At 59.1% G+C, this 22354-nt stretch carries 24 protein-coding genes; 14 read left to right on the forward strand and 10 right to left on the reverse strand.

Going from position 1 to position 22354, the window contains the following annotated elements; translation table 11 throughout:
* Positions 1-52: 52 nt before the first annotated feature.
* The 5 genes from ftsY to K787_RS0114700 all read left to right on the forward strand — a co-directional run bounded on the left by ftsY (position 53) and on the right by K787_RS0114700 (position 4688).
* Entirely contained in the window at positions 53-1240 is a 1188-nt protein-coding gene (ftsY, locus tag K787_RS0114680) for a signal recognition particle-docking protein FtsY (RefSeq protein WP_022963562.1), read from the forward strand.
* A gap of 3 nt (positions 1241-1243) precedes the next feature.
* Positions 1244-1915, forward strand: coding sequence for a cell division ATP-binding protein FtsE (gene ftsE, locus K787_RS0114685; protein ID WP_022963563.1), 672 nt, complete (start codon positions 1244-1246; stop codon positions 1913-1915).
* Entirely contained in the window at positions 1908-2936 is a 1029-nt protein-coding gene (gene ftsX / locus K787_RS0114690) for a permease-like cell division protein FtsX (protein ID WP_022963564.1), read from the forward strand. Before ftsE ends, ftsX begins: the two co-directional genes overlap by 8 nt.
* A gap of 140 nt (positions 2937-3076) precedes the next feature.
* Entirely contained in the window at positions 3077-3943 is an 867-nt protein-coding gene (gene rpoH, locus K787_RS0114695) for an RNA polymerase sigma factor RpoH (protein ID WP_022963565.1), read from the forward strand.
* Positions 3944-4076: 133 nt separating this feature from the next.
* The gene (locus K787_RS0114700) at positions 4077-4688 is read left to right on the forward strand and encodes a hypothetical protein (RefSeq protein ID WP_022963566.1); all 612 of its coding nucleotides are present in this window, start codon (positions 4077-4079) and stop codon (positions 4686-4688) included.
* A gap of 4 nt (positions 4689-4692) precedes the next feature.
* Here the strand turns inward: K787_RS0114700 and mtgA are convergent, their stop codons facing one another.
* Complete coding sequence (gene mtgA, locus K787_RS23315; RefSeq protein WP_022963567.1) at positions 4693-5448, reverse strand: monofunctional biosynthetic peptidoglycan transglycosylase; 756 nt, start codon at positions 5446-5448, stop codon at positions 4693-4695.
* A gap of 51 nt (positions 5449-5499) precedes the next feature.
* Between mtgA and K787_RS0114710 the strand changes: the two genes are divergently transcribed.
* From K787_RS0114710 to trmB, 4 genes are all read left to right on the forward strand, one after another.
* Entirely contained in the window at positions 5500-5874 is a 375-nt protein-coding gene (locus K787_RS0114710) for a DUF423 domain-containing protein (RefSeq protein WP_022963568.1), read from the forward strand.
* Between the two features lie 86 nt (positions 5875-5960).
* Positions 5961-6161, forward strand: coding sequence for a sulfur carrier protein ThiS (gene thiS / locus K787_RS0114715; protein WP_022963569.1), 201 nt, complete (start codon positions 5961-5963; stop codon positions 6159-6161).
* Between the two features lie 20 nt (positions 6162-6181).
* On the forward strand, positions 6182-6973 hold the full coding sequence (locus K787_RS0114720; protein WP_022963570.1) for a thiazole synthase: 792 nt from the start codon (positions 6182-6184) through the stop codon (positions 6971-6973).
* A gap of 74 nt (positions 6974-7047) precedes the next feature.
* Positions 7048-7788 carry a tRNA (guanosine(46)-N7)-methyltransferase TrmB gene (gene trmB / locus K787_RS0114725; RefSeq protein ID WP_022963571.1) on the forward strand — a complete coding sequence of 247 codons (741 nt, stop codon included), beginning with the start codon at positions 7048-7050 and terminating at the stop codon, positions 7786-7788.
* Positions 7789-7844: 56 nt separating this feature from the next.
* Here trmB and K787_RS0114730 read toward each other — a convergent pair whose 3' ends face one another.
* A complete protein-coding gene (locus tag K787_RS0114730; protein ID WP_022963572.1) occupies positions 7845-8597 on the reverse strand; it encodes a substrate-binding periplasmic protein in 753 nt (250 codons plus the stop codon).
* 154 nt (positions 8598-8751) lie between these two features.
* On the opposite strand from K787_RS0114730, the gene K787_RS25880 reads away from it, so the two are divergent.
* Together K787_RS25880 and K787_RS0114740 are read left to right on the forward strand one after the other, a co-directional pair.
* Positions 8752-8904: a DNA topoisomerase IB-related protein gene (locus tag K787_RS25880; RefSeq protein ID WP_339650191.1), complete on the forward strand. Its 153-nt coding sequence runs from the start codon at positions 8752-8754 to the stop codon at positions 8902-8904.
* A gap of 424 nt (positions 8905-9328) precedes the next feature.
* Positions 9329-11500 carry a TonB-dependent siderophore receptor gene (locus K787_RS0114740; protein ID WP_022963574.1) on the forward strand — a complete coding sequence of 724 codons (2172 nt, stop codon included), beginning with the start codon at positions 9329-9331 and terminating at the stop codon, positions 11498-11500.
* Here K787_RS0114740 and K787_RS24360 read toward each other — a convergent pair.
* From K787_RS24360 to serC, 6 genes are all read right to left on the reverse strand, one after another.
* Positions 11488-11745, reverse strand: a complete 258-nt coding sequence (locus K787_RS24360) for an MbtH family protein (protein ID WP_052185388.1) — start codon at positions 11743-11745, stop codon at positions 11488-11490. The genes K787_RS0114740 and K787_RS24360 overlap by 13 nt on opposite strands.
* Positions 11718-12983: a serine hydroxymethyltransferase gene (gene glyA / locus K787_RS0114750; RefSeq protein ID WP_022963576.1), complete on the reverse strand. Its 1266-nt coding sequence runs from the start codon at positions 12981-12983 to the stop codon at positions 11718-11720. The genes K787_RS24360 and glyA overlap by 28 nt, the downstream gene beginning before the upstream one ends.
* Positions 12984-13016: 33 nt before the next feature.
* Entirely contained in the window at positions 13017-14189 is a 1173-nt protein-coding gene (locus K787_RS0114755) for an aspartate aminotransferase family protein (protein WP_022963577.1), read from the reverse strand.
* Positions 14190-14242: 53 nt separating this feature from the next.
* Positions 14243-15061: a YggS family pyridoxal phosphate-dependent enzyme gene (locus tag K787_RS0114760; RefSeq protein ID WP_022963578.1), complete on the reverse strand. Its 819-nt coding sequence runs from the start codon at positions 15059-15061 to the stop codon at positions 14243-14245.
* The gene (locus tag K787_RS0114765) at positions 15061-16308 is read right to left on the reverse strand and encodes a benzoate/H(+) symporter BenE family transporter (RefSeq protein WP_022963579.1); all 1248 of its coding nucleotides are present in this window, start codon (positions 16306-16308) and stop codon (positions 15061-15063) included. The genes K787_RS0114760 and K787_RS0114765 overlap by 1 nt, the downstream gene beginning before the upstream one ends.
* A gap of 145 nt (positions 16309-16453) precedes the next feature.
* Positions 16454-17536: a 3-phosphoserine/phosphohydroxythreonine transaminase gene (gene serC, locus K787_RS0114770; protein ID WP_022963580.1), complete on the reverse strand. Its 1083-nt coding sequence runs from the start codon at positions 17534-17536 to the stop codon at positions 16454-16456.
* A 133-nt stretch (positions 17537-17669) separates the two neighbouring features.
* Here serC and pdxR point away from each other — a divergent pair, with 133 nt between their 5' ends.
* A complete protein-coding gene (gene pdxR / locus K787_RS0114775) occupies positions 17670-19169 on the forward strand; it encodes a MocR-like pyridoxine biosynthesis transcription factor PdxR (protein WP_022963581.1) in 1500 nt (499 codons plus the stop codon).
* A 509-nt stretch (positions 19170-19678) separates the two neighbouring features.
* Here pdxR and K787_RS23320 read toward each other — a convergent pair.
* Complete coding sequence (locus K787_RS23320) at positions 19679-20248, reverse strand: hypothetical protein (RefSeq protein WP_022963582.1); 570 nt, start codon at positions 20246-20248, stop codon at positions 19679-19681.
* Between the two features lie 154 nt (positions 20249-20402).
* Between K787_RS23320 and K787_RS0114785 the strand changes: the two genes are divergently transcribed.
* A complete protein-coding gene (locus K787_RS0114785; RefSeq protein ID WP_022963583.1) occupies positions 20403-21263 on the forward strand; it encodes a crotonase/enoyl-CoA hydratase family protein in 861 nt (286 codons plus the stop codon).
* A gap of 108 nt (positions 21264-21371) precedes the next feature.
* Positions 21372-21914: a lactoylglutathione lyase gene (gene gloA, locus K787_RS0114790; protein ID WP_022963584.1), complete on the forward strand. Its 543-nt coding sequence runs from the start codon at positions 21372-21374 to the stop codon at positions 21912-21914.
* 3 nt (positions 21915-21917) lie between these two features.
* Here gloA and K787_RS0114795 read toward each other — a convergent pair whose 3' ends face one another.
* Positions 21918-22346, reverse strand: coding sequence for an acyl-CoA thioesterase (locus K787_RS0114795; protein ID WP_022963585.1), 429 nt, complete (start codon positions 22344-22346; stop codon positions 21918-21920).
* Positions 22347-22354 lie beyond the last annotated feature (8 nt).

Raw genomic sequence — 22354 nt, forward strand, 5'->3', positions numbered from 1 at the left:
CCTTTAACGCGGTGGCTAAACGGCCTTCGCCAGCCATAGATAGTGATCGTCAATGTTTGGTTCCAAAGACAAGCCAGAACACCCCGAAACACCCAAAAAAGACCAGGACCAGGCCAAAGCCGAGAAAAAAGGCCTGTTCGGCTGGGGGCGTCGCAAGCAGGAAGATACGCCCGAGCCGCCGGTCAACCACGACCAGGCAGCCCGGGATGCCGCCGCGTCGCTGTTTGCTGGCCTCGGTAGCGCCGAGTCAGCTCAGCCGAGCAGTGAGCAGAACGCCCAACAGAACCCGCTACAGAGCACCGAGCAAAGCAAAGAGCCGCAGGGCTTTTTTGCGCGGATGAAGCAGGGCCTGTCGAAAACCAGCGTCAATCTGGGCGATGGCATGGCCAACCTGTTTCTGGGCGAGAAGGATATCGACGACGAGTTGCTCGAAGAGCTTGAGACGCGCCTGTTGATGGCTGATGTCGGCATCGAGGCCGCGACCCTGATCATGGAGTCGCTGCAAACGCGCGTGCGCCGCCATCAACTGTCCAACCGCAAGGCCCTGTATGCGGCGTTGCAAGGCGAGCTGGAAGACTTGCTGGCGAATGTCGCCAAGCCCATGGTCATCAGCCCCGAGAAGAAGCCGTTCGTTATTCTGGTGGTAGGTGTTAACGGGGTAGGCAAAACGACGACTATCGGCAAACTGGCCAAGCGCCTGCAGGGCGAGGGCAAGCAGGTCATGCTGGCCGCCGGCGATACCTTTCGCGCTGCTGCTGTCGAGCAATTGCAAGTCTGGGGTGAGCGCAACAAGATTCCGGTGGTGGCTCAGCATACCGGCGCCGATTCTGCTTCGGTGGTCTTTGATGCATTGCAAGCAGCCACATCCCGCGGTGTGGACGTGTTGATCGCGGACACCGCCGGACGCCTGCACAATAAGGACCATCTCATGGACGAGCTGAAGAAGGTTAAGCGGGTGCTGGCCAAGCTCGATCCAGAAGCGCCGCACGAAGTGCTGCTGGTGCTGGATGCCGGTACCGGCCAGAACGCGATTTCCCAAACCAAACTGTTCGATCAGGCGGTGGGCCTCACCGGTCTGGTGCTGACCAAGCTGGATGGTACCGCCAAGGGCGGGGTGATTTTTGCTTTGGCCAAGCAGTTTGGCCTGCCGATCCGTTTTATCGGCGTGGGCGAACAGATCGACGATTTGCGACCCTTCACCGCATCGGAGTTTGTCAAAGCCCTGTTTGGTCGCGATTAAGCCATGATTCGTTTCAACCAGGTCAGCAAGCGCTATCCCAACGGCCATATGGGTCTGGACCAGCTCACCCTGCATATCAAGACCGGCGAAATGGTGTTTATTACCGGGCATTCCGGCGCCGGCAAGAGCACGCTGCTCAAGTTGATCATGTGCATGGAACGCCCCAGCTCCGGGCAGGTGCACGTGGGTGGGCAGAACCTGGCGGACCTGAGCAGCGATGACATCCCCTATTTGCGCCGTCAGGTCGGCGTGGTGTTCCAAAATCACCAGTTGCTGTTCGACCGCACCGTGTTCGATAACGTCGCCTTGCCGCTGATCATCAATGGCACACCGCCCGACGAGATTGGCCGGCGCGTGCGTGCGGCGCTGGACAAGGTTGGCCTGTTGAGCCGCGAAGCGTTGTATCCAATTGCGCTGTCCGGCGGTGAGCAGCAGCGCGTCGGCATTGCCCGTGCGGTGGTGCACAAACCGGCGTTGCTGCTCGCCGATGAGCCGACCGGTAACCTTGACCCGGAACTGTCAGCCGAGATTATGGGCCTGTTTGAAGATTTTAATCGGGTCGGCGTGACGGTGATCATCGCCAGTCACGATTTACCCTTGATCGCCACGCTGGACCACCGCATGTTGACGCTCGACCAGGGCACTCTGCTCAGGGATGGTGATCAGCATGGCTGAAGATAAACGTAACGGCCCTAGTAAAGCCGCTGTTAAAACCCCCAGGCGCCCGCAAAAGGCGCCCGCAAAAGGCGCGGCGCGTTCCGAGCGCAGTTGGCGGCATCCGCTGCGCAGCTGGGCCGGAAGCCATAGGGCCAGTGCCCGGCAGGCGGTAGATCGGGTCAGGCATCATCCACTGAGCAGCGCCATGACCATACTGGTAATGACCATAGTGCTGGCCTTGCCGATGGGTTTGGCCGTGCTGATCGGCCAGGTTGAGCGGCTTGGCGTTGATTGGCAGCGCGCTGCGCAACTGTCGGTATACCTGCAGGACAGCGTCTCCAGCGAAGCGGCTGAGCAATTGCTCGGCGAGATCCGTGCGGTTGAGGGCGTGGCAGAAGCCAGGTTGCTCGACAAGGCCCTGGCGCTTGAGGAGTTTCAGCAGCATTCGGGTATGGGTGAAGCACTGCAACAGCTGTCCTACAACCCTTTGCCCTCGGTTATTGTGGTTACCCCGGCGAGTCTTGACGGCGGCGCCGCTGCGCTGGAGCCGGTGCGCGACCAACTGGCGGCGCTGCCGGGCGTGGAACTGGTACAGATTGACCTGCTGTGGATCGAGCGTTTGACCAGCATCCTGGCTATGCTCGAGCGCTTTACCGGCGGCTTGGCAGTGTTACTGGTGCTGGCGCTGCTGCTGGTCATGACCAATACCATTCGGTTGGCGATCGAAAGTCGCCGCAACGAGATTCTGGTGATCAAGCTGGTGGGTGGTACTGATGCCTTTGTCCGCCGGCCATTTCTGTATATAGGTGTGCTTTATGGTCTCTTGGCCGGGCTGCTGGCGTGGTTGCTGCTGTGGCTAGGCATGCTCTGGTTGAACCTGACGGTGCGTGAGGTAGCGGCGCTGTACCAGAGCGATTTCGAGCTGGCCGGCATGCCCTTGCTGGACGGGCTGAGCCTGGTTGCCGCAGCGATGTTGCTGGGGCTGGTCGGCGCCTGGTTGGCGGTGGGACGGCATATCCGCGACATACAGCCGCAGTAGCAAACCGCTTTTAAAACGCTAAAATCTGGCTAACCTATTGATTTAAATAGATAAGGCATCCTGTAAGGGAACTTATTTAGACGATTCACACTCTCAGTTCGGAGTGATACACTCGTCCATCGTTATATTGGAGTTCAAGCATGAGCACTGCGTTGCAGCCCATACATAGCCTGGTCCCCGGCGCCAATCTGGAGGCCTATGTTCAGAAAGTGAGTGGCATCCCGATACTCAGTGTCGAGGAAGAGCGCACGCTAGCTGATCGTTTGTACTACAACGAGGATCTGGAAGCGGCACGCCAACTGGTTATGTCGCATCTGCGTTTTGTTGTGCATATTGCGCGCAGCTACTCCGGTTATGGTCTGAATCAGTCCGATCTGGTGCAGGAAGGCAATGTCGGCCTGATGAAGGCGGTCAAGCGCTTCAATCCGGAAATGGGTGTGCGCCTGGTGTCCTTTGCCGTGCACTGGATCCGCGCCGAGATTCACGAGTTTATTCTGCGCAACTGGCGCATCGTCAAGGTCGCCACCACCAAGGCCCAGCGCAAACTGTTCTTCAACCTGCGCAGCGCCAAGAAGAAGCTGTCCTGGTTGTCCCAGGATGAAGTCGATGCGGTAGCCGCTGATCTGGGTGTGGCCACGCGTGAAGTGCGCGAGATGGAAAGCCGACTTTATGGTCAGGATTTGGGCTTTGATGGCGCCCAGGATGATGACGATGACAGCGTAGCCTACGCGCCCGTGCATTATCTGGAAGACAAACGCTACGATCCGGCCACGCAGCTTGAGTCCGCAGACTGGTCCGACAGTTCGGTCAATCAGTTGCAGCAGGGCCTGGAGCAACTGGACGAGCGTAGCCGCGATATTCTCTATCAACGCTGGCTGGCTGAAGAAAAGGCCACGCTGCACGAGCTGGCGGCCAAATACCAAGTATCGGCCGAGCGCATTCGTCAGCTGGAAAAGAACGCGATGAACAAGCTGAAAAAGAATCTCGAGACCGAAGACGATCTCTGATTCGAATAGCTGCGCAGTTGATCAAAGGCATCCTCCGGGATGCCTTTTTTGTTACCTGGCTGGCAGCCGCGCAGTTCAGCCCGCATAATCCCCCGCTCAATCAATCCCGCTCAAACAATCAATGGAGCTTCGCATGACATTCCGCCCGCGCCTTGGTATGGCCACGCTGTTCAGTCTGATCATCATTGGTTTGTTTGCGCTCGGTAGTTGGATCATGGACAAGTCTGACGCGCAGCCCGAACCCCTTGAGTGGCGGGCTACCTACGAGGAGAGGCTCTGGGCTCCGCTGCGTGACGGCAATCTCACCTTGGCGGATGTCGAGGGCGTGATGGGTCAGCGTGGCGAGCTCTGGATGATCAGTGCCGACGGCGAGCCGCAGCTGATCAGTCGTCATGTTATGCACAGCGATGGCGCAGACTGGCGCTTGCAGGCAGTCATCAGTCTGGATGAGCGGCGCATGGACAGCTTGAAGACGGCGCAGGACTGGAAAGCCGACATGGTCGATCAATCGGTATCCCCGGCGGTCGGCGCGGCGCTGGTCGGGCAAGCGGTGGAGCGCATGAGTCTGACGCCGTTCAAGCCGATTGAGACCCCGCGCATTATCGCCACCCTGGGTGAACCGGACATGCGCCTGGAAGTCAGCGGCGATGATCAGGCCTGGGTTTATGGCCGCGCCGGCATCGTCGTTGCGGTAACCGGCGAGCAGGCCTACTCGATCATGTTCGGTCTGCGTGGCAATCACTGAAGGTTTACACCTCCAGACGATTGCGCCAGTAACGCAGACTCAACCATTCCGGTAACCGCCGGCCAGCCTCCATCTCACGCAAATAATGGGCGCCACCCAATTGCCGTGACTGCTGCTGAATCCAGTTAGCCCGGCGTTGCACATGCGCTGGCGGGGCCGCAGCGCTCCATTCGCGCGGATTCGGCAGCACTGCAGCGAGCTGCGCGGCCTGGCGGTCAGACAGATAGCTGGCATCGATGCCAAAGTGTTGTTGGGCCGCAGCTTGAACGCCAAACACCCCTTCATCCCATTCGACGATGTTCAGATAGATTTCGAGGATGCGCTGTTTCGGCCAGAGCACTTCGATCCACAGGGTAAACCAGGCTTCCAGCGCCTTGCGCGGCCAACTGCGACCGGACCAGAGAAACTGGTTTTTCGCTACCTGCTGGGTCAGTGTACTGGCGCCGCGCAGGCTGCCGCCCTGACGGTTATGTTCAACTGCGGCCTTGATTGCGCTGAGATCAAAGCCGAAATGCTGGGCAAAGTGCTGATCTTCGCCGGCAATCACGGCCATCTTCATACTATCGGGTATGCTCTTGTACGGCACCCATTGCCGACTGATCTCGATCTGGCTGTTATCCTGGCGAAACTCCACCCAGCGCTCAACCATCAATGCCGAGCCGGGGGAGGGGATCCAACGCAGGAGGATGACCGGGATCAGGCTCAAGGCCATAAGAATGGTCAGCCATTTGGCGGTCTTGAGCAGTAACTTTTTCAACATGGGCGGGTCGTCTGTCGGTTTGGCTCGCAGTATAGAACGAGGGATTCAAGCTTGGCCAAACTATTGCTTTTACTGGCGTCATTCAGTGGTTTTACCGGCGTGGCATTGGGCGCGTTCGCCGCGCACGGTTTACGCAGCCGCTTGCCGGAGAATCTGCTCGGTGCTTTTCAGACCGGGGTGCAGTATCAACTCTGGCATACCGCTGCCTTGATGGGCGTGGCGCTGCTGTTGCTGCGCTGGCCGGAGGCGACGCTGTTCAAGAGCGCGGGCGCGCTGCTGGTACTGGGCATGCTGCTGTTTTCCGGCAGTCTGTATGTGATGGCGCTGACCGGGATCACCAAGCTGGGCATTATCACGCCCTTTGGCGGGGTGGCGTTCCTACTCGGTTGGCTGTGCCTTGGCATCGGTGTCTGGCGGCATTTGTAGGTGTGTCAATTGGGCGCGGCGTGGCCATGGCGGCGCTCGTCGCGCTATACTGCGGCCTTTCCCGCACGACCACAGAGACCTTACCCATGCAGATCCAACTGAATGGCGAAGCCTGCTCCCTTGATCACCCTGTCAGCATTACCGAGCTGATTGAGCGATTGGGGCTGACCGGCAAGCGATTGGCCGTGGAACTGAATCTGGAGATTGTGCCGCGCAGCGAACACGCCCAGATACGGCTGGCCGACGGCGATCGGGTGGAAATCGTGCAGGCCATCGGCGGCGGCTAGCCGCTCCATCGGAGAACCGCATGACAGATACGACTCAGGACGCCTTTGAAATTGCCGGCGTGCGCTACCGCTCCCGTCTGCTAGTGGGCACGGGTAAATACAAGGACATGGACGAAACCCGCGAGGCCATCGAGGCCTCAGGTGCGGAAATCGTCACGGTGGCGATCCGCCGCAGCAATATCGGCCAGAACCCCGACGAGCCGAACCTGCTGGATGTGATCCCGCCAGACCGTTACACCATCCTGCCGAATACCGCCGGCTGCTACACCGCCGACGACGCTGTGCGTACCTGCCGCCTGGCGCGTGAACTGCTGAACGGGCACAAGCTGGTCAAGCTGGAAGTACTGGCCGATCAGAAGACCCTGTTCCCCAATGTGATCGAAACCATCAAGGCCGCCGAAGTGCTGGTCAAGGACGGCTTCGACGTGATGGTCTATACCAGCGACGACCCGATCATCGCGCGCCAACTGGCAGAGATGGGTTGTGTGGCAGTGATGCCGCTGGCCGGTTTGATCGGCTCTGGCCTGGGTATCTGCAATCCCTACAATCTGCGCATTATTCTGGAAGAAGCCACGGTGCCGGTGCTGGTTGATGCTGGTGTGGGTACCGCCTCGGATGCGGCCATTGCAATGGAGCTGGGCTGTGCCGGGGTACTGATGAACACCGCGATTGCACACGCGCAGAAGCCGGTGCTGATGGCCGAGGCGATGAAGCATGCGGTGCTGGCAGGCCGTAGCGCTTATCTGGCCGGGCGTATGCCGCGCAAGCTGTACGCCACGGCATCGTCACCGCTAGATGGCACCTTCTTCTAAGGGCTGTTTCCAACACGAGCTGTATCCGATCTGATCCAAATTCAGATCTGCCATTTAACGCTACCGAGCCTGACATGACCGAGAACCACGATCTGCCCGACACCTCCGATCTGCCCGAGGCGGGTGCCGAAGCAAGCTTTCCGCGCCGCGCCATCCGCAGTTTCGTGATGCGCGCCGGGCGCATGACCGACGCGCAGAAACGCGGAATCGATCTGGGCTGGCCGCGGTTCGGACTGAATCTGCAAAACGGGCTGCTGAACCTGGATACGCTCTTTGGCCGCGAGGCACCGCGCACGCTGGAGATTGGCTTCGGTATGGGCCAATCTCTGCTGGATATGGCCCAGGCCGCGCCGGAGCAGGACTTTATTGGCGTTGAAGTACACCTGCCGGGCGTCGGCTCGCTACTCAATGGCGTGCTGACAGCAGGAATCGATAATCTGCGGGTATTCGACTGCGATGCCATCGAAGTGCTGAATCAATCTATCCCTGACGGCAGTCTGGACCGCGTGCTGCTGTTCTTCCCCGATCCCTGGCACAAGAAGAAGCACAACAAGCGCCGCATCGTACAGTTGGCCTTTGCCGAGCAACTACGCAGCAAGCTGAAGATCGGCGGCGTATTCCATATGGCCACCGATTGGGAAGCCTATGCCGAACATATGCTGGAAGTCATGAGCGCCGCGCCCGGCTACCGCAATCTGGCCGCAGACGGCACCTACGTACCGCGCCCTGAAGAACGCCCGATCACCAAGTTTGAACGCCGCGGTGAGCGATTGGGGCATGGGGTCTGGGATCTGAAGTTCGAACGTATCGACTGAATCTGCCGGTAACGACCGGGAGAACCCCGTAGTCCTTCGTCTGTTCCGTGCTTTTATTACTCATTGGTGTGCTCGTACCGACGCTGGATGCGCGCCAGCTCGCCCGATTGGCGCAGTTGCTCCAGCGCCTGAGCCCAGGCGGCTACCAGCTCGTCGTCACAGTCGAGGCTGAAGGCGATGTACAGCGATGAGCGATAGATCTCGATGGGAATCTGCCGCAGTGTACCAGGGGCGATGTCCAGTTGTTGGCTGTGGTGAGCCACGCCCGCAGCGGTGTCGCCGATGATGATGTCGGTACGCCCGGCTAGCAGCATGCGGTAGAGCTGCTGGCTTTTGGTGGCGCTTCTGTCGAGGTTGTTGAAGCCCAGTGAGTGCAACAAATCGGGAACCAGGCCAGCGTGTCGCGTGGTGATCCGTGGGGCACGCAGCAGTTGCTCCAGAGAGTCTACCGGCTGCGCCGCACTAGCCAACTGATAAGGGTGAATGGACTCTTCCGTGATCGGGCCGACCCACTTGTATAGCGGCGCGCGCTCTGCGGTGCGGAACAGAGAATACATGATGGTCTTGGGCCGGTCATTCAGGGCGCGGGTGGCCCGCATACTAGGCAGCAGGACCACCTTAAAGTCATCCCCGGTCAGCGCCATGATGGCCTGAACAATCTCCGTGGTCATCCCGGTGAGCTGATTGTTTTTCTGGTAGTTGTACGGCGCCCACTCTTCGGTAACGACCTGATACTGCTCAGCCCTGGCGATAGTAATAGTGCCGAGCAATAAGCAGAGCAGCGCTGCAGAAAGTGTCGAATATTTCACGTGTTCTGCCTGGTCATCCGTGGGCTCCTCAAGAGTAGCTCTGATCACAAGCGTAATCTAAGCATAGACCCTGACACGAGTCTAAAGTCTGGTGCAGCCCCCTGGTAATGGCAAAACGTTTAAGTAGTGCTTTGCGGCTGGGCTGCACTGTTCTTTGCCAGAACGTCTGACAGCAGCGCAAAACCCAGCGGTCAATCAGATATACCCGCCCGCTTACACTGGCGCGTGGATCTGCGCCGATCTGCACGGCCATCTGCAAGCCATCGGTTGGCTTGGCCCTACCAGCCAACACTGTCTGCTGGCATAGAGTTGCCTGCGACAAGTTCAAAAGATGGCGTTTGTATGTGTTGCGAGCCAGTAAGGCGCATATGCCCATACCCGATGGATCCTCCAGCATGCGCTCCAGCAATGCTCCGGAATATCAAATACCTGAAGAAAATAAATTTGCCCCCTTTTTCTGCCCCCTTTTCCTGAAAAAGGTTCGAATGCAGATTGTTTTTAATTAATGCAAATAGTTATTATTAGTATTCGATATAATCTTGCCTAAGCTATGGCCTGAATGAGATGAGCCGGGTCAATGCTCGGCAGCTACAACGACGAGCTGTTTACCTACTCCGACGATTACTACCCTTGACCGTTCACAGTTGGCCGCCCGTTGCCTGATGGGGATCGAGCAACGGGCGGCCTGATCCTTACCAACTTGAAAAAACCACTTCACACTAGGAGCCTCCATGCACGTGAAGAACGTCTTCGACTACCATCCATTGGCGCTGGCCTTGCTTCTCAGTGGTCTGTCGCTAAGTGCCGTCCACGCTGCCGACAGCACAAATGCGGCAACGCCAAGCGACGCGCTGGTGTTGCAGGAAGCCTACATCTATGCGGAGGCGATCGAAAACCCGACCGGTCAGCTCAGTGGCCCGGTGGCAACGCGCAGCACCAGCGCAAGCAAGACTGACTCGGCGATCAAGGAGATTCCACAGTCGATTTCGGTCATCACTCGCGACGAAATGGATAACCGCAAAACTGACACCCTGGCCGAAGCCCTGAGTTACACGCCGGGCGTAATTGCCCAGCCGGGCGGCTTCAGTCGTGTGGGCGATGATTTCGTGATCCGTGGCTTCAACGTGGGGTCGGGCACGGGCGGTATCCTGCGCGATGGCATGAAGCTGCAAGGCAGCGTGTATGACGGCGGCATCGAACCCTACGGCCTGGAGCGCGTGGAAGTGGTCAAGGGCGCCTCTTCGGTGTTGTACGGCCAACTGTCGCCAGGCGGCCTGATCAACACCATCACCAAGCGCCCGACCGATACACCACTGCATGAAATCAACGTCGAATACGGCAGCCATGCGCGCAAGCAGTACAGCTTCGACCTGGGCGGTCCGATCGACGAAGCCGGGCAGTTTTCCTATCGCCTCACCGGCCTGTGGCGCGACAGCGACACTCAGACCACGGACACCGACGATGACCGCCGCTACATAGCGCCGGCCTTCACCTGGCGACCTGACGAGGACACCTCGCTGACGTTCCTGGCCAGCTATCAGGAAACCCGCACCAGTTTCGCTCCCCCCCTGGACTATGACCTGACGACCTCGTCCAGCGCCGCTTACCCCAAAGTCGACCGCGATCTGTTTACCGGCGAGCGAGGCTTCGACCACTACAACAACTACTCGACCACGATCGGCTACCTGTTCGAGCATAACTTCACGCCCAACCTGAAAATCCGTCACGCCTTGCGCCACTTCGAAGCTGACCTGAGCTGGGATTACATGCAAGTCGCCGATACCGGCAGTGCCGCCTTGCGCGACCAGGGCCTGCTGGCACGCCGGGCAAGCATCCGCCGCGAGCGATCCGAAGGCTGGACCAGCGACAACAACGTGCAATGGGCACTCAACAGCGGCCGCTGGCAGCACACTCTGCTGGCTGGCGTGGACTATTACCACAAGACCTACGACTCGCATCGTTTCGCAAGCGCGACCTCCATCTTCAACCCGGCCAACCCGGTGTACGGTGCACCGACGAGCATTACCTCCGCCGACAACGGCTCGGACCTGCACAGCGCTCAGTCGGGCGTTTACCTGCAAGACCAGATCAAGTTCGACAATAAGTGGATCCTGCTTCTGGGCGGTCGCCAGGACTGGGCGGAAAGCCGAACCTACGCCAACGCCACGGGTGCACGCACCCCACGCGATGACAAGAAAGCCACAGGCCGCGTAGGCCTGGTCTACGAAGCCGACAACGGCCTGGCCCCGTACGTCAGCTGGAGCCAGTCGTTCCTGCCAGCCAACGTGTTCAATCCGAACGCTAACACCTCGTTCAAGCCGACCGAAGGCGAGCAGTACGAGGTCGGCGTGCGCTACACTCCGCCAGGCACCAATGCACTGTTAAGCGCAGCGGTATACGACCTCAAGCAGAAAAACTCGCTGAGCACCGACCTCTCCGGCGACACCGTGCAGTTCGGTGAGACTCGCTCACGGGGCGTCGAGCTGGAAGCAAAAGCAGATGTCACTGCCAACCTCAGCACCACCGCTTCCTATGCCTACACTGATTCAAAAATCACGGATGACTCGGTGGCCAGCCGGGTTGGGACGCGCATCGACGGCGTGCCTTACCATATGGCCAGCCTGCGGGCCGACTATCGCCTGGCCCGTATGGGTTTGCCCAAGGTTGTAGTCGGCGGTGGAGCTCGCTTTATGGGCACCAGCCGTACTTCCAGCTCGGACACTGACGAGAAGGTGGACGCCTATACCCTGTTTGACGCGAAAGTCAGCTACGAAGTGGATAAGAACTGGACTCTGGCCATGAAGGCGCAGAATCTGGCCAATGAGAAATACTTGTTCTGCAACGCCTCGTGCCGTTATGGCGACGAGCGCACGTTGATCGGTTCGGTCAACTATCGCTGGTAACAGGCGGGTCGCGACACAACGAAAATCCGATGCCAGATCTCTGGCATCGCCTCGCGCAAACTGGCAGGGTGCATGTCGCTCCAGTTGGCTTCGATGCATGCCAGGCAGTCGGCCTTGAACTTGGGCCAGATCGAGTACTGTTGCTCCTCATTGATCACCACCAGAAACTGCGTGTCTTCACGGTCAACAGTACCTTGCGAATGTTCGGAATAGAGGGTTAGCGATAGACCGGATGACGACGGCAGAGCGCCACAACCTGTTCGCGTACCTGGTGCCTGACTTTCTCGCTATCGCCGTTTTCCAGGGCGTCCAGTACGTCGCACAACCAACCCGCTGCTTGCTCGCACTCGAACGCGCCGAAACCTCGGGTGGTAACCGCCGGGGTACCGATGCGCAACCCGGACGTCACGAACGGTGAGCGCGGATCGTTGGGTACCGAGTTCTTGTTGGCGGTAATGTAGGCGTCGCTCAGTGCCGCATCGGCTTCCTTGCCGGTGTAAGGCCTGCCGGACAGGTCGATCAGCATCATGTGGTTGTCGGTGCCGCCGGAGACGATCTTGTAACCACGACGTTGCAGCACGGCTGCCATGGTCCGGGCGTTGATCACCACTTGCGTCTGATAGGTTTTGAACTCGGGCGTCAGTGCTTCCTTGAAGGCGACGGCCTTGGCAGCGATCTGGTGCATCAACGGGCCGCCCTGAATGCCCGGAAATACCGCAGAATCGAGCTTTTTGTAGAACGCCTCATCTTGCCCCTTGGACAAAATCAAACCGCCTCGTGGTCCGCGCAGGGTTTTGTGTGTGGTGCTGGTGACCACGTGGGCGTGAGGCAATGGGTCCGGGTATTCGCCGGCGGCGACCAGCCCCGCGACGTGGGCCATGTCGACCCAGAAAATGGCCCCGATTTTGTCGGCAATGGTCCGCATACGCGCCCAGTCTTTGTACCGGGAGTAGGCAGAAAAGCCACCGATCAGCATTTTTGGGCGCGCTTCCAAGGCGATGCGTTCCATCTCATCGTAATCGAGAAACCCCGTTTTCGGGTCCAGCCCATAAGGGACGATCTTGTAATGACGGCCCGAGAAGTTTGAAGGGTTACCGTGGGTCAGGTGGCCACCTTGGGCCAGGTTCATCCCCATCACCGTGTCGCCGGGATTGATCAATGCCAGGAATACTGCAGCGTTCGCCTGGGCGCCCGCATGGGGCTGCACGTTGGCGTAATCACACCTGAACAAGGTCTTGACTCGCTCAATGGCCAGTCGCTCAGGCACATCAACATATTCACAGCCGCTGTAGTAGCGCTTGCCCGGATAACCTTCGGCGTATTTGTTGGTGAGCACGGTGCTCTGGATTTGCATTACCAGAGGGCTGGCATAGTTCTCGGAGGCGATCAGTTCTAGGTGGTCTTCCTGACGATGTTCTTCGTTATGAATCGCTTCACACAACTCGGCGTCGAATGCGTCAAGGGTCAGCGTGGAGTCGTACATGATGAAAGGTCCTTGTTTGGAAAGTAAGTCGGTTTACGACAGGAGCCGAATGACACGCGCGGCAATGTCGTCGATCTGCGAGTCATCGCAGATCAGCGGCGGAAGCAGTCGTAAGGTCGTGCCGCGAGTCACCGTGATCAGCAGGCGGTGTTCGTCGCGCGCCCGGCCGACCAGTTCGGCGCACGGGCGGTTCAGTTCGATACCGACCATCAGGCCCAGGCCGCGAATACTGACGACCTCGCTGTGGTTGCGTAGCGCTCGCTGCAGCGCGGTCAGCAGCCGATGGCCGGAGGTGGCTGCGCGCTGCGGGATATGATCGCGTTGCATTATGTCGAGTACGGTGCATCCCACGCGACAAGCCAAGGGGTTGCCGCCGAACGTGGACGCATGATGGCCCGGGGAAAACAGTTCGGCAGCCTTGCCGCGAGCCAGGCACGCACCAATGGGAAAGCCATTCCCCAGGGCCTTGGCCAGCGTGATGACATCCGGGACAATCCCCGCATGCTGGAAGCCAAACCAGGCGCCGGTGCGCCCCATCCCGGTTTGCACTTCATCGACCATCATCAGCCAGTTGTGCTTGTCGCACAGTTGCCGCAAGGCCTGTAGATAACCGGCGGATGCCGCATGCACACCGCCCTCACCCTGCACCGGTTCGACCAGCACCGCCACGATGTTGGGTGATTGCTCCGCGACTTGGCGGACCGCCTCGATATTGTCGTAAGGCACCCGCAGGAAGCCTGGCATCAAGGGCTCAAAACCACGCTGCACGGCGGGGTTGCCGGTGGCCGCGAGGGTGGCCAAAGTGCGACCGTGAAAGCTGTTTTCCATCACCAGCACTTGTGGCTGCACGACACCCCTGGCCTTGGCATGCAGCCGGGCCAGCTTGAGCGCCGCCTCGTTGGCCTCAGCCCCCGAGTTACAAAAAAAGGCACGCTGCATGCCCGATAAAATGCACAAGCGCTTACCCAATTGCTCCTGCCATTCGATGCGAAACATATTGGTGGTGTGCAGTAACTGGCTGGCTTGCTCGGCAATGGCTACGGCAATTTCGGGGTTGGCATGCCCCAGGCTGGTCACCGCCACGCCGGCAATTGCGTCCAGGTATTCGACCCCGTGGTTGTCCCACAGAGATGCCCCTTGGCCTCGGCTGAAGGAGACCGTCTGACGAGCATAGGTGTGCATGAGGTACGGAGGTGCAGAGGACATTGCATGCGTTCCTGTAAAGATGGATCAAAACATTAGGGTGTTGTCAGCAGCGACTATTCGCCGGCTTGAGCAAGAGCATCCGCAGTCGGCCAGTAGTAGGCATCCGGCATCGCACGCGCGCCGAAAATGGCTTGGCCGACACGCACCACGGTGGCTCCTTCTTCAATCGCAATTTCAAAGTCGCCGGACATGCCCATGGAAAGTTCTTCCAGCCCAACGCCCTGCGGGGCGAGCTCGCGCAAACGATCGCGCAGTTCGCGCAGGCGTACAAAACAAGGACGAACACGGGCCACGTCGGCTGAAAACAGTGCCAGCGTCATTAATCCGCGCACCCGTAACGCCGGGAACGATGGCAGCGCAGATATAAAATCCGCGACAGCCTCGGGCGCCAGGCCGTACTTGCTGGCTTCGTCGGAGGTATTAACCTGGACGAACACATCCAGTTGGCGTTTCTCAATGTGCAGGCGACGATCCAGGGCCTCCGCCACTCGCAGGCTGTCCAGCGCCTGAAATTCACTGGCAAAACGCGCCACCTGCTTGACCTTATTGGTTTGCAAGTGGCCGATAACCGACCATTGCAGGTCTACCAGATCGCTCATGGCCTGCCACTTGTTCTGCGCTTCCTGCACCTTGTTCTCACCCAGCATCCGGCAGCCGGCTGCGTAGGCCAGGCGCAGATGCGCTTCGTCAAAGGTTTTGCTGACCGGCAGCAGACGTACACTCGCGGGGTCACGTCCAACCCGCTGGCAGGCATTGGCGATACGTTGCTGTACCGCTGCCAGGTTGTGGCGAAAGTCCTCGACGCTGGTGGCCTGGGGATAACGGCCATGACGCTTGTGCAGGGGGGCGATGTCTTGCGGCTGGGCGAACATCAGTGAGAGGCTCCTTTGGTCACAACAGCGTCTTCGGCGGTAGTTGCCACGGTCTGACGACGCGGCAAGCGCCCATTGAGCAAGGCATAGGCGGCCAGACCGATCAGCAGCCCCCAGAACGCGCCGCCAATCCCCAGCATGGTGATATTGGCAGCGGACGCCAGAAATGTGATCAGCGAGGCTTCGCGGGATTTGACGTCAGCCATGGCACTGGCCAGGCTCGCGGCGATGGTGCCGAGCAGGGCCAGCCCGGCCAACGTTGTGATAAAGGTGGCCGGGAACACCATGAACACGGCAGCGAGGGTCACCCCGAAAATCCCGACGAAAATGTAGAAGACACCGGCGGCAATCCCGGCGATCCAGCGCTTGGACGGATCCTCGGAGGCCTCCTTGCCGGTGCAGATGGCGGCGGTAATGGCTGCGACGTTGAAGGCGTGAGAGCCGAACGGCGCCATCAACAGAGAGCCCAGCCCGGTCACAGCCAGGATGGGGCTGGCGCTGGTTTTGAAGCCATCATTGCGCAGCACCAACATGCCCGGCATGTACTGGCCGGTGAGGGTAATCAGAAACAACGGCAGTGCGACACTGAGCAACGCATTGACCGAGAACTCGGGCCGCGTGAATACCGGTGTCGCGAATTGCAGCGTCAACCCTGAAAAATCCACGCGGCCTTGCGTCAGTAGAAACCCCAGCCCCAGCACGAGAATGCCCACCACCGCATAACGCGCGGTAAAGCGCTTGAGCACCACGTAAGCGGCAATCAGCAATCCCGCCAGAACGGGATCAAGACTCATGCCCGCAAACGCGCCGATCCCGAACTGCAGCAGGATACCGGCCAGCAGGCCTGCGGCCACGCCCGGCGGAATCAGGCGGATGACCTTGTCGAAGCAGCCGGACAAACCCAGCAGAACGAAGGCAGCGGCCGAAATGATATACGCGCCTATCGCTTCGGCGTAGGGCGTGGTGGACAACGCAACGACCAGAAACGCCGCGGCGGGTGTCGACCAGGCGGTAATGATCGGTTCACGGCTCACCCAGCTGAGAAGCAGCCCGGTCATTCCCACGCCAATCGACACCGACCACACCCAGGATGCCGTCAGATCGGGGCTGAGTCCGGCGACCTTGGCGGCTTGAAAGATCAGGATGAACGTGCCGCCGTAATTGACGATGACTGAAATCATCCCGGCGACAACCGGATGCAGAAGGTCACGCAGATGCAGGCGCGACGCAGCGGCCGAAGAAGACATGATGGCTTTGCTCCTTGCAAAATGAGGTGGTTAACCTCGGGTGAGAGGTGTTGTATAACGCTTGAATGGAATGTTTTGCCCATAGGCTTTCCAGCTGAATGCCAGACCACTTTGCGGCGAACCGCGATGGTTCAAGCCCCCCGCATCAGCCATGCACCCGGGCAAACCCCTTCATGAAGTCGGTCAAGTCCTCGACCGCCTGTAGCGTGATCGCGTTGTAGAGGCTGGCACGCATCCCTCCGACCGAGGCGTGCCCTTTTAGCCCATTGAGCCCGGCCTGCTCGGCCCGCCGTAAGAACGCTTTTTCCAGCCCCGCATCAGCGAGCACAAACGGCACGTTGTTAATCGAACGAAACGGGGCCTGCACGCTGTTGCGGTAAAAACCATCGCTATTATCGAGGGTGCGATACAGCAACTCGGCCTTGGCCTGATTTTGCCGGTGAATGCCTTCGAGGCCACCGCTGCGCTTAATCCATTTGAGCGTCAGGCCGGCGAGGTACCAGGGAAAGGTCGCCGGCGTGTTGAGCATCGACTGCGCGTCAATGCTCCGCGCGTAGTTGAGTAGGTCGGGGGTGAACACCTGCGCAGTCGCCAGCAACGCCGGGTCAACAATGACCACCGTCAGCCCGGCCACGCCCATGTTTTTTTGCGCGGCGGCATACACAAGGCCATGTCTGGCTACGTCTATAGGCTTGGAAAGCAAGCTGGAACAGGCATCGCACACCAAGGGTGCCGGGCCATTAGGGGCATCGACAAATTGTACGCCGTGTACGGTTTCGTTCTCGGTGTAGTGCAGGTAGGCGGCGGTCGGGTTGAGGTTCCAGCCCGAGACGTCGGGGATGCGATCAAAGCCAGACGCCTTGCCGCTGGCGACGATGCGAACGTCACAGTAGCGCTGGGCGGCTTCAATGGCTTTGCCTGACCAGAGTCCGGTATGCAGATAGTCGGCCGTGCGTTTATTGCCCAACAGGTTCATCGGCACCTGGGCAAACTGCAGCGAAGCGCCTCCTTGCAGGAAGAGCACCTTGTACTCGCCGGGGACCTGCAGAATGTCCCGCAGATCCTGTTCGGCCTGGTAGGCAACCTCCATGAATACCTCGCTGCGATGGCTGATCTCCATCACCGACATGCCCGTACCCGCGAAGTCAAAAAACTCCTCATGCGCTAGGGTAAGTACCTCCATCGGCAACGCCGTCGGGCCTGCGCTGAAATTGTGTGACCTGGCCATAGCTGAATAACCCCTGTTAAAAACCGCTCGCAACGCACGTGATCGCCGCGCACAAAGGCAGTGGCGAGAGGCCAATTCTACGGATAGAATGGACTGCCTTTGCAGGCCAATTTTTTAAAGCAGAGCAGACCGCATGGCGAGAACGTTCGAGCTCGAAACGCTGAAGATGCGCCTTAACGATGCTGAGTTTCAGTTGCTGGATCTGCACCAGCGGATTCAGCGCGCACTGCGAGAGCTGATCCTCGATGGCGCCCTTGACCCCGGTTTGAAGCTACCCGCGACTCGGGTGTTGGCCAAGTCGCTCGGGATTGCCCGCGACACCGTGGAGAACGCCTATGTGCAACTGCACCGGGACGGTTTTATCGTGCGGCGCGGGGGTGCTGGCAGTTATGTCTGCGAAACAGTGGGCACCGAATTGCGCGGCGCAGCGCGGCGACGCATCAAAGCGCAAGAGGTCAACAGCAACCAGGCAGTGCCAGGGGCGGGGCTGAGCCAGCGCGGACGGATGATCTTCGACAGTGGCGGCGTGAACGATCAGCAGGTGATCAGGGCGTTTGCCACCGGCCTGCCGGAAACCCGCACCTTTCCGACCGATGTCTGGGAACGCCTGCAGCGCCAGGTGATGAAGGACTATCGCGCCAACGTGCTATTGCACGGCGACCCGCAAGGTGCCGAGCCGCTGCGCAAGGCGATTGCCACCTACTTGAACCTCGAGCGCGGGGCCAAATGCTCCCCCGACCAGATCCTGGTGCTGAGCAGCACTCGCCAGGCTCTCTTTCTGTGTGCGCAGTTGCTGGTGGACGCCGGCAAACCGATCCTGCTGGAAAACCCGGGCTACTACGGTGCCAAAAAAGCCTTTGAAACTGCCGAGGCCAAGGTTGTGCCCATCGATGTCGATGAACTGGGCATACGCACCGACCTGCTGTACGCCGACCGTAGCGGCGCCAATTGCGTCTATGTTACGCCTTCTCATCAATACCCAACTGGCGCGACCTTGCCACTGGAGCGCCGGCTTGAGCTGATCAACTGGGCTGCGGAGAAGGGCAAGTGGGTCATTGAAGATGACTACGACAGCGAGTTCCACTACGACGGGCAACCAACCGCCTGCGTGCAGGGCCTGGACAAGTACCAACGCACCCTCTACCTCGGCACCTTCAGCAAGACTCTCTACCCCGGGCTGCGAATGGGCTATATGGTACTGCCCCACGAGTTGGTCAAAGCCTTCACCTACGCGCGCAGCATGATGGACGGCCACACTCCACAGATCCTGCAGCTGACCCTGGCGCGCTTTATGGAGGACGGCCATTACAACGCCCATGTCCGGGCCATGCGTAAGCTGTATGCCGGGCGCCGCTCGGTTATGCTCGACGCGATCGGCAAGCATCTGCACGGCATCGTTACCGCCTTGCGTCCTCCTGGCGGGCTACAAATCCCCTGCCTGTTGCACGATGGCTGGCCTGAGGAAAAAACCATCCGCCAGGCAGCCAGTGCGGGCGTCCAGCTTTCCGGTCTGAGCCGGTTGTACGCCAGCGAGGAGAAGAAACAAGGCTGGCTATTGGGTTACTCGTCCTTGACCGCTTATGAAATCGAAGTGGCCATGCTGCGCCTGGCCAATGCACTGAAAACCCGGTAGGGCAATGTCTGGCGGCCAGTGGCCTAGCGCATGGTTTATGGCGCGCTTCATCTGTTTGGCGCAGGCGACAGCGGCCACTGACAGGGGTCGTAACGCATTCCGCCGAGCAGTGCGAGAATCATGTCACCCGACGCCAGTAATGCCAGACATCGCCTGGCTCTCCCAGCAGGGCCAGGCATTACCCGAGCAATATAAGGTGCTCTGTCGAAGGCTGAGAGGGCACTACGCGTAAACTTTGGTATCAGCGGTAATATCGCCGCGTTAAAGCGGTTCCGGTATGGGTCGTAGAGCATGTCTGGGTGAAATGGTTGAAGCGATACACATTACCTGCGGTGAAGCTGACGACCACAAGACCTGCGAAGATGATGAGTTGAGGAGCCGGATGCGTTAATCGTGCCCGTCCGGAGCTCTGGGGGGCGACGGTGCCAACATCGTCGTCTACCCGACCTTTTTTGCTCGTTTCACTCACAGGCAAAAGACCTGACCTGACCCTGATTTCGACCCTGATTTCACATTACTCGCCTGTAAACCTCTTCGATATAGTCGAAGACATGCTCCGGAACGGTATATCGGTATTGCTTGCGGCGGTTGCCAGAGATCTTTCTGCTGTTGCTCAGGCACATCATGACCAGTTGGGTCAGGTCGCTGCCGCGCACGTCGAAGCGCTCGTCTAAGCACCGATAATTGGTGTCATAGCGCTCCAGGAAGGTGGTTTCCTTTTGAAGCTCCTCCTCTAGCGTTAACTGGGCCATTTTCAGAGTAAGCACTACGCTGGGCGTGGCATCCCAGTAGCGGTAGATGGTCTCGTGGCCCTGGAAGATGAAATCGTACTGGCCATAGTCAATCCACCGAACCTTCCAGAAATCCCGGGCAGGGCGCGAGAATGCTTGCAGGGCTTCAAGGTACTGCCGCTCCTGCCGTTTCATGGCGACCGACACGGGCAGGGCCTGAGCCAGCACGGTCAGGTTGATGTCTTCGTGTTTGAGCGCGAACAGCACATGACCGAGCACGTCCTCGGCATCCGGCGCGAGGCTCTGAGGGACGGCTAGAGCATTACCGATTTTCTCAATGCGCGTCACCGGACGCACCACAGCGGGACAGGTAAGCGGAACCGGCGGCTAATCGAACCCCATCCACCCCAACAATACCCCCACATACGCCTCCATAACTCAACTGGTCCCTGTGACCGGTCAGTTCTACACTGGTCGGCATCTGATCAACAGGGAGCACCCCATGTCTTACGAAACACTCGACTACCAGGTACAGGATGGCATTCTGACTTTGACTCTGAACCGTCCCGATCGCATGAACGCCTTCAACGCTGCGATGTGCCGCGAACTGATCGCAGCTTTTGACGCTGCCGATGCCGATGACAATGTGCGGGTCATCATCATGACCGGCGCGGGTAAGGCGTTCTGCGCTGGTGCTGATTTGGAAAAGGGCGGTGATACCTTTAACCGGCACAAGCGCCAGAGTGAGCCGGAGGGTGACACGCTGCGGGACGGTGGCGGTACGGTGTCACTGCGTATTTACGAGTCCACCAAGCCGGTGATTGGTGCCTTTAATGGTGCGGCGGTGGGTGTGGGCGCGACCATGACGTTGCCGATGGATATTCGTATGGCTTCGACCAAGGCGCGGTTTGGTTTTGTGTTTGCGCGCCGTGGTATCACCATGGAAGCCTGTTCCAGCTGGTTCCTGCCGCGCTTGGTCGGCCCTATGCAGGCTGCTGAGTGGGTGTATACCGGCCGGGTGTTTGATGCCGAAGAGGCGCTCAAGGGCGGTCTGATTCGCAGTATTCACGAGCCGGAAGAACTGCTGCCTGCCGCCTATGCGCTGGCGCGCGAAATTGCTGACAACACCTCGGGCATGTCCGCGTTGCTCAACCGTCAGTTGTTGTGGCGCATGATGGCGGCGGATCATCCGATGGAAGCGCACAAGGTCGATTCGCGGGCGATTGCCTTTATGGGCGAATCGGAAGATGCCAAGGAGGGCGTGCAGTCCTTCCTGGAAAAACGTCCGCCGCAGTTCAAGCTCAGCCCAAGCAAGGATCGCCCTGCGTTCTACCCCTGGTGGGATGAGCGGCCCTTCAAGTAATTCCGCCTACGCAGTGTAAACAATCGTTTGCACTTGCGCGCTTCGAGCGGGTCAATGGGAATGTTACTCTTGTAACTCTTTCCATTGACCTGCCCGGGAGCTATTACCATGAGTCGCCATTTTGAATCCGCTGTCGGACTCTGCGAAAACCGTGATCCGGCTACCGAAGGCTTTGTTTTCAACCAGACCATGTTGCGCATCAAGTCGCCTGAAGCGACGTTGGATTTCTATACGCGCATTATGGGTATGACGCTGGTGAAAAAACTGGATTTCGAGCAGATGAAATTCAGTCTGTATTTTCTCGCCGCGATCGATACCCATGAGTTGGTCGACTGGTCGCATGATTCCCGCGAGCGTTTGGTACAGACGTTTGGTCGTCCAGCAATGCTGGAGTTGACGCATAACTGGGGCACCGAGGACGACGCAGATTTCAGCTATCACAACGGCAATGACGAGCCCAAGGGCTTTGGTCATATCGGTTTTGCCGTGCCGGACCTGGAGGCGGCCTGCGCGCGTTTCGAGGAGCTGGGAGTCAGCTTCGTCAAACGCCCGCAGGATGGCAAAATGAAAAATATCGCTTTCATTCGCGATCCGGACGGCTACTGGATTGAGCTGTTTACGCCGGGTGATCTGCCCGCTGTGCTGGGCTGATCTTCAGACCAGCAACTTCTCCAGCGCGGCGCGCGGCCCAGCCGGTATCGCGCAGGAGCGATTGCTGGTGCGTTCGACGAATACGTGAACGAAGCGGCCTGCGGCGCAGGCTTCTTCGACCCCTGCCTTGAACACAGCCAATTCATAGTGCACTGAGCTGTTGCCTAGCTTGGCTACGCGCACGCCGATTTCGATCGCCTCGGGAAAAGCGATAGGGGCGAAGTAGTCGCAGCCGGAACTGACGACAAAGGCTATCTGCTCGCCCCGGTGGATATCCAGCCCGCCCTGTTCAATCAGCCAGCTATTTACCGCGCTGTCGAAGTAGTTGTAATACACCACGTTGTTCACATGCCCATAGACGTCATTGTCGTGCCAGCGGGTGGTGATGGGATGAAGATAGGGGTAGTCGCTGCGTTTGGGTTTGTTGCTCATATCAAAGT

The sequence above is a fragment of the Halopseudomonas pelagia CL-AP6 genome (assembly GCF_000410875.1).
GTDB classification, from domain to species: domain Bacteria; phylum Pseudomonadota; class Gammaproteobacteria; order Pseudomonadales; family Pseudomonadaceae; genus Halopseudomonas; species Halopseudomonas pelagia.

What these genes read in the sequence shown, in the direction of transcription:
- K787_RS0114700 (WP_022963566.1), top strand. Translation starts at nt 4,077, where the DNA reads ATGACATTCCGCCCGCGCCTTGGTATGGCCACGCTGTTCAGTCTGATC.
- rpoH (WP_022963565.1), top strand. Translation starts at nt 3,077, where the DNA reads ATGAGCACTGCGTTGCAGCCCATACATAGCCTGGTCCCCGGCGCCAAT.
- ftsX (WP_022963564.1), top strand. Translation starts at nt 1,908, where the DNA reads ATGGCTGAAGATAAACGTAACGGCCCTAGTAAAGCCGCTGTTAAAACC.
- K787_RS0114755 (WP_022963577.1), bottom strand. Translation starts at nt 14,189, where the DNA reads ATGTCCTCTGCACCTCCGTACCTCATGCACACCTATGCTCGTCAGACG.
- pdxR (WP_022963581.1), top strand. Translation starts at nt 17,670, where the DNA reads ATGGCGAGAACGTTCGAGCTCGAAACGCTGAAGATGCGCCTTAACGAT.
- trmB (WP_022963571.1), top strand. Translation starts at nt 7,048, where the DNA reads ATGACCGAGAACCACGATCTGCCCGACACCTCCGATCTGCCCGAGGCG.
- K787_RS0114740 (WP_022963574.1), top strand. Translation starts at nt 9,329, where the DNA reads ATGCACGTGAAGAACGTCTTCGACTACCATCCATTGGCGCTGGCCTTG.
- ftsE (WP_022963563.1), top strand. Translation starts at nt 1,244, where the DNA reads ATGATTCGTTTCAACCAGGTCAGCAAGCGCTATCCCAACGGCCATATG.
- mtgA (WP_022963567.1), bottom strand. Translation starts at nt 5,448, where the DNA reads ATGTTGAAAAAGTTACTGCTCAAGACCGCCAAATGGCTGACCATTCTT.
- glyA (WP_022963576.1), bottom strand. Translation starts at nt 12,983, where the DNA reads ATGTACGACTCCACGCTGACCCTTGACGCATTCGACGCCGAGTTGTGT.
- K787_RS0114795 (WP_022963585.1), bottom strand. Translation starts at nt 22,346, where the DNA reads ATGAGCAACAAACCCAAACGCAGCGACTACCCCTATCTTCATCCCATC.
- gloA (WP_022963584.1), top strand. Translation starts at nt 21,372, where the DNA reads ATGAGTCGCCATTTTGAATCCGCTGTCGGACTCTGCGAAAACCGTGAT.
- ftsY (WP_022963562.1), top strand. Translation starts at nt 53, where the DNA reads ATGTTTGGTTCCAAAGACAAGCCAGAACACCCCGAAACACCCAAAAAA.
- serC (WP_022963580.1), bottom strand. Translation starts at nt 17,536, where the DNA reads ATGGCCAGGTCACACAATTTCAGCGCAGGCCCGACGGCGTTGCCGATG.
- K787_RS0114720 (WP_022963570.1), top strand. Translation starts at nt 6,182, where the DNA reads ATGACAGATACGACTCAGGACGCCTTTGAAATTGCCGGCGTGCGCTAC.
- K787_RS0114760 (WP_022963578.1), bottom strand. Translation starts at nt 15,061, where the DNA reads ATGTTCGCCCAGCCGCAAGACATCGCCCCCCTGCACAAGCGTCATGGC.
- K787_RS0114785 (WP_022963583.1), top strand. Translation starts at nt 20,403, where the DNA reads ATGTCTTACGAAACACTCGACTACCAGGTACAGGATGGCATTCTGACT.
- K787_RS0114765 (WP_022963579.1), bottom strand. Translation starts at nt 16,308, where the DNA reads ATGTCTTCTTCGGCCGCTGCGTCGCGCCTGCATCTGCGTGACCTTCTG.
- thiS (WP_022963569.1), top strand. Translation starts at nt 5,961, where the DNA reads ATGCAGATCCAACTGAATGGCGAAGCCTGCTCCCTTGATCACCCTGTC.